The organism is Poseidonocella sp. HB161398, from assembly GCF_005870025.1.
Lineage (GTDB): Bacteria > Pseudomonadota > Alphaproteobacteria > Rhodobacterales > Rhodobacteraceae > Mangrovicoccus.
This window is the reverse complement of record NZ_VATA01000148.1, coordinates 1-5,229: the sequence shown is the minus strand read 5'-3', so window position 1 is coordinate 5,229 and position 5,229 is coordinate 1. Positions and strand designations below refer to the sequence as shown.

General features: G+C 68.1%; 4 protein-coding genes and 1 pseudogene. 3 read left to right on the top strand and 2 right to left on the bottom strand.

Annotated features, from left to right (window positions below; genetic code table 11):
- The coding region (locus tag FGX59_RS38390) for an IS30 family transposase (RefSeq protein ID WP_138473340.1) at positions 1–259 on the top strand (259 nt) is incomplete at its 5' end.
- 566 nt (positions 260–825) lie between these two features.
- On the opposite strand, the gene FGX59_RS35825 is transcribed toward FGX59_RS38390, so the two are convergent.
- Complete coding sequence (locus FGX59_RS35825) at positions 826–1,560, bottom strand: SDR family oxidoreductase (protein WP_138473339.1); 735 nt, start codon at positions 1,558–1,560, stop codon at positions 826–828.
- Between the two features lie 5 nt (positions 1,561–1,565).
- On the opposite strand from FGX59_RS35825, the gene FGX59_RS35820 reads away from it, so the two are divergent.
- Together FGX59_RS35820 and FGX59_RS35815 are read left to right on the top strand one after the other, a co-directional pair.
- On the top strand, positions 1,566–2,579 hold the full coding sequence (locus tag FGX59_RS35820) for an AraC family transcriptional regulator (protein WP_206078541.1): 1,014 nt from the start codon (positions 1,566–1,568) through the stop codon (positions 2,577–2,579).
- 193 nt (positions 2,580–2,772) lie between these two features.
- A complete protein-coding gene (locus FGX59_RS35815) occupies positions 2,773–3,186 on the top strand; it encodes a RidA family protein (protein ID WP_171061002.1) in 414 nt (137 codons plus the stop codon).
- Between the two features lie 238 nt (positions 3,187–3,424).
- Here the strand turns inward: FGX59_RS35815 and FGX59_RS35810 are convergent.
- Positions 3,425–4,836: pseudogene (locus FGX59_RS35810) on the bottom strand (transposase).
- Positions 4,837–5,229 lie beyond the last annotated feature (393 nt).

Sequence of the window (5,229 nt, the reverse complement as noted above, 5' to 3'; positions counted from 1 at the left end):
CACTTCGTGGCGCGAACTCGGCACCGGCATGGGCACCGAGGCATGGTTCTGTGATCCCCAGGCGCCGTGGCAGAAGGGCCAGGTCGAGAACCTCAACCTCCGCGCGCGCCGCTACCTGCCCCGGGACACCGCTGTGTCGGCGCTCCCAAATCGATCCATGAGGTCGATTTGCGACCGCCTCAACGTCACGCCGAGGAAGTGCCTTGGCTACCGGACCCCGGCCGAAGCTTTCCGCGAGGAACTCGCCAGGCTAATCTGAACCCGAACCTATGTCGCAACCGGATTAGAACTCACCAGCTGCATCCAGGACCACGTGCATTGGATCTGCGGCATGCCGGAGGGTCCCGGGCCGCTTGCATCGCGTTCCGCGCTCCCGTCCGGCAGCGCCGTGCCGACTCGCGTGACGGCAAGCCTCTCGCGCTCTCCGTCCAGGGCCGGCAGCCGCGCGTCCAGTCCCGTTCCAGGCTGGCCGACCATGGCGTCATGGATCCCTCGCAGGCGACCAGCGCAGAAGGCGCCCGGTCGAAATCCGCCCTGGGCGGGCAGGGCCCGCGGATGCGGCGCCCCAATCTGGTCGCTCACCCGATCGGCGCTGCGGGCTCCCTGAACCGGTCGCGCGAACCATCCCGCAGCGCTTTCCGACTGCGGGTCGGCCAGAGCGTGCAGAGTCCCGCCGGCGGCCATCGGGCCCTGCCTGTCGCTCTGCGGTCCGGTCGTCCGGCGCTTCGTGGCGCTGCGGCTTTTCCGCGAGCGGCCGCTTGGCCTGGCTGGCAGCATCTTCCAGCGGCCGGCCGGCAGAGATGCGGACCAAGCGACCGCCCGCCGTCAGCCCTGGGCGGTCGGCCTGATCACGATGCTCCCGACATCGACCTCTGCAGGCTGTTCGAGGGCAAAGAGGATGGCCCGCGCGACCGCCTCCGGTTCCATTGCGGTCCCGCTCATCCGGCCGGCCATTGCCTCCCGGACGGTTTCGTCGGTGATGCTTTCCGCGAAATTCGTCGAGACCATTCCGGGCGAGACCTCGGTGACGCGCAGCGATGGTCCCGCTTCCTGCCTCAGCGCCTCGGTCGCCGTTCGCACGGCATTCTTGGTGGCGGCGTAGACGCCCATCGTCGGCAGGATCCTGAGGCCCGCCGTCGAGACGACATTGATGACATGCCCGTGCTCCTGACGCGCGAAGACCGGCAGGGCGGCGGCGATGCCGTAGAGCGTGCCGCGCAGGTTCACATCGATCATCTCGTCCCAGTCGTCGACACGCAGCGCATCGAAGCGCGAGATCGGGCCGGTCCCGGCATTGTTGACGATGGCATCGAGCCGCCCGAACTGCGCGACCGCCGTCGCCACCAGCGCCTCGAGGTCTGCGCGGCGGCGCACATCCGTTGCCCGGCATGCAGCCGCCCCGCCGCCCGAGGCGATCTCCGCGGCAAGCTCTTCTAGGACGGCGCCCCGGCGCGCGCCCAGCACGACCGCCGCCCCCCGGGCCGCCAGCAGTTTCGCCGTCGCCCGTCCGATGCCGCTGCTTGCGCCGGTGATGGCGACGACCTTGTTCTCGACTGTCATGATGAATGGCCTTCTGGTCTGTATCCCTCGATCCGGATCTATGGCAGGCTTGCAAGATGAACGATGCCACAGGGTCTTTGAAATTGTCGCAAGCGTCCAGTTCTGCGCTGGATCCCCTGTCCGATGTGCTGGAGGTGCTCGGCGCGCGGGTCACGCGGCGGACGCGGCTGGAAGCGGAAGGGGACTGGGCTCTGTCCTTTCCCGCCATCGAGCGGCTGAAATTCGTGGCGATGCTGCGGGGAGGGTGCTGGATGCAGCTGCCAGGGCGGGCGCCGCATCGGATGGACGCCGGCGACATCTGCCTCATCGGCGCCGCGCCCTATGCCGTTTCCAGCGATCCGGCCCTGGCTCCGGTGGATGGAGCGCCGCTTTACGAGGGCGCCGGCCGCGATCTTGCCCGCATCGGCGGAGACGAGACGGTCTCGATCGGCGGAACCGTCACCTTTGCCGGGGCGAGCGCCGATTTCCTGCTGGACATGCTGCCGGACTTCATGGCCGTGCCGCGGCGCATGTCGGGTGCCAGCGCCATTTCGACCATCCTGTCCCTCATCTCGGACGAGATCGACCGGCAGGCGATTGGCGCCGGGATCGTGAGCGCGCGCCTGGCCGACATCCTGCTGGTCGAGACCTTCCGCGCCTATGCCGGGCTGGTGGATCCCGCCGGAAGCGGATGGGTCGGCGCGCTTCTCGATCCCCGGATCGGCCGCGCGCTGCAGGCCCTGCACGCAGATGTCGCGCATCCCTGGACCGTGGCCGATCTCGCGGCCGTGGCGGGAATGTCCCGGGCGGCATTCTCGGCAGCCTTCACCCGCCGCGTTGGCCAGCCGCCACTTTCGTACCTGCGCTCCTGGCGGCTCGCCATCGCCCGCAAGGCGCTGTCCCGCGGCGGCGCGACCGTGGCCGAGGTGGCGCATGCGGTCGGGTACCACTCGCATAGCGCATTCTCCCAGGCGTTCCTTCGAGCTTTCGGCGTCTCGCCGAAGTCTGACGGGCGCGTGCGACTGTCTGCCCGGGCGTGATCGCCTTGGAGAACGGCAGCGTTGCGGTTCATGGCTGCCCGCCCTGCGTTCCGCGGTACCTGGAAAATCGCCGGCGCAGGGCGGCGCTGCGCAGCAGGCGAGACTGGTTGCCCCGCGGCCGGCCGCAGGATAGCCTGGCCGCGCAGCCTGCGTTTCGGCCGATCGGATCAGGTTCAGATGCGAGGAGAAGGTCATGGCAACAGAAGCGCTCGAGATACCGCCCGGGAACGAGATGTTCGAAGGCTATCGTGCCGCATTCGAGCGCTACGGGTTCTCGCCGGCCGTGAAGTCGAAGGGCTTCCTGTTCATTTCCGGCCAGGTCGGCGCCCGCCCGGATGGAAGCGCCCCCGAAAGCGTTGCCGAGCAGACCGAGCTGTCCCTGATGCGCATCGAAGAACTCTTGAGGATCGCGGGCCTCGGCCTGCAGGACCTCGTCGATGTCACCAGCTATCACGTGGACATCGAGACGACGCTTCCGGAATTCATCGAGGCGAAGCACAAATTCATCAAGAGCCCGTTCCCGGCCTGGTCGATCATCGGGATCTCCGGGCTGAGCCGGCCCGAGCTGAAGATCGAGATCCGCGCTGTCGCGGCGCTGCGCGACTGACGGCCTGCGACCGCCGCTTTCGCCAGCCGCAGCATCCGGATGCGCCGCCCCCTCCGCCTTCGCAGGCGACGGCACCGAACTTGCCGTGCCTGGAACAGGCGGCCCTCGCGCCGATGGTTCATCGGATGTCTTCATGCCGGGCTGCCCCAGCCCGGCCGGTCGCGGCAGCCCCGGCCGTGTCGCGAATGCCGTGGAAATTGCCTGAATGCGTTCTCCGGGCAGGTGAAATCGGCTGCGTTCAGGCGGCGAGGGCAAGGGCCATTGGCTCGAGGGGCCGAGAGCGGGTTTCCCGGCCGTCGACCTTGCGAATGTGGATCTGCCCGGAGGCGGGCAGCGCCCAGAGCAGCATCGGCATGGTCTCGGCGCAGGGACGCACGCTCCGGGTCCGGATGCGGCGGCGGAATTCTTCGTCCAGTCATTCTATCGCGCTGGTCGTTCGGGCCGATTTCCATTGCGACGGATCGCGCCGGGTGAAGCTGAAGAGGCGGTCGCCTGCTTCCTCGAGGCTGTCGGCGCCCGCGCGGCACTTGAGGCGCCATTTGCCCAGGGGCACCTTCCGCCTGAGCTCCACCCGGCGGCGGTGTCGGCATAGATCATGTCGCGGTAGCCCTCGGTCAGCTCATCGTGCAGACGCTTGGAGGCATGCGCCAGGAGGTTCCGGGTACGACCGGTCTTTCGGACCAGTGGCATTCCCGGTCTCACTGTGGACGTTACAGCGCTGGATGGGCAGAGCATCGCCCCAGAGCGAAACAAGGGGGGCTTCGAGGCCCGAAGCGCCGTCCACGATCTCGAATTCGGGCCGCCTCAGGCCGCGCGCATCGAGGTCCTCGAGGAACTGACGCCAGGCTGCAGTGCTCTCGTCCCCCGTGTTCCTGATGGAAAGCAATACCTTCTGCCAATCACGGCGCACCTCGGTCACAGCTAGCACCGAGATGTTCGTGGCCTTTCCGTCCAGCCGGATCCGGATGACGGTGCCGTCGAGGACATCGGCATCGACCGCGATCCGTCCGAGAGAGATGCCGAACCTGCACGACATCCTCGTCGGCCAAATCGCGGGCAGATCAGGCGTCCCAGTCGACCTTCACCTTCCGCCAGGCCCGGCCGCCACGTGCGCCTGCGCTCGGACCAAAGGAGCGCAGGCGCTCATTCCTTGCTGACGGCCCCTTCGAAAAGGCCGGGCAGCGCGCGCTTGCGGCGCCGGATGTTGGTCCCCGCCAGATACACCTCAGCGATCAGCGCCTCGCTCGTCCGGCAAACAGCGCCCCACGCTGGTTGCTTTCCCTCCTCGCTCTTCGTGAGCCGCCTGTAGCGCGGCGGCGCCGTCGAGCGCCACTCGGTGGCCTTGCCCGCATTCTCCCTGCGATCGATCCCCCGGATCGGTCGCTTAACGGTCGAATTCCTCGATCCGGGCGCGCGGAACCCGCACCGTCTCGGTCCCGAATGTGCCGGTGAGCTGCCGTTCGCGGTGGCCGTGGCGGTAGCAGTTCAGTCCCGGCCGTCGTGGAGGCGACCGAGAACCTTGGTCCGTTCCTCCTCGGACATCGCCTCGATGGTGGCGCGGACATTTGCCCGCAGGCGATCCTCAATAGGATCGTATCCCGAGGCATCAGGCAGTCGCGAAGGGGACGAGCTGTCATTAATCGCGATCATGGCGCGATCTCCCCGGCGGTTGCAGCCGCCGGTTTGCCGGGTTCGGATCCCCCGCAGATTGCGCTCCCATCCCATTTCCCCCACTTCCGAGACAGGACCCGTCTGGGTGGAGACCGCGTACTTCCGGCAACTCACCGGCGAGACCTTCGCCGGGAAAACCGTCCCCCGTACTGCTCTCTGATCCTCCTCCCTACGGCAATCGCCCCGTCCTCGCTGACGCGGTGGCGCAAGCGGATCGGCGAGCGAGGCGGCTCGCGCCATTGGTCCGTGCACGCCGCCGAACGGTGTCGAGTGGATGCCCGTGCAAACCACCTTGGCCGGGAAGGCATCGGGCGCCATCGACAGGCGCAGCCTCGAGCGGGTGGCCGTCTGGAGTCCGGAGGGGACCGTGGC

Bases quoted from the DNA above. Each gene is read 5' to 3' on its own strand.
- FGX59_RS35825 (WP_138473339.1), bottom strand. From the start codon at position 1,560: ATGACAGTCGAGAACAAGGTCGTCGCCATCACCGGCGCAAGCAGCGGC.
- FGX59_RS35820 (WP_206078541.1), top strand. From the start codon at position 1,566: ATGGCCTTCTGGTCTGTATCCCTCGATCCGGATCTATGGCAGGCTTGC.
- FGX59_RS35815 (WP_171061002.1), top strand. From the start codon at position 2,773: ATGGCAACAGAAGCGCTCGAGATACCGCCCGGGAACGAGATGTTCGAA.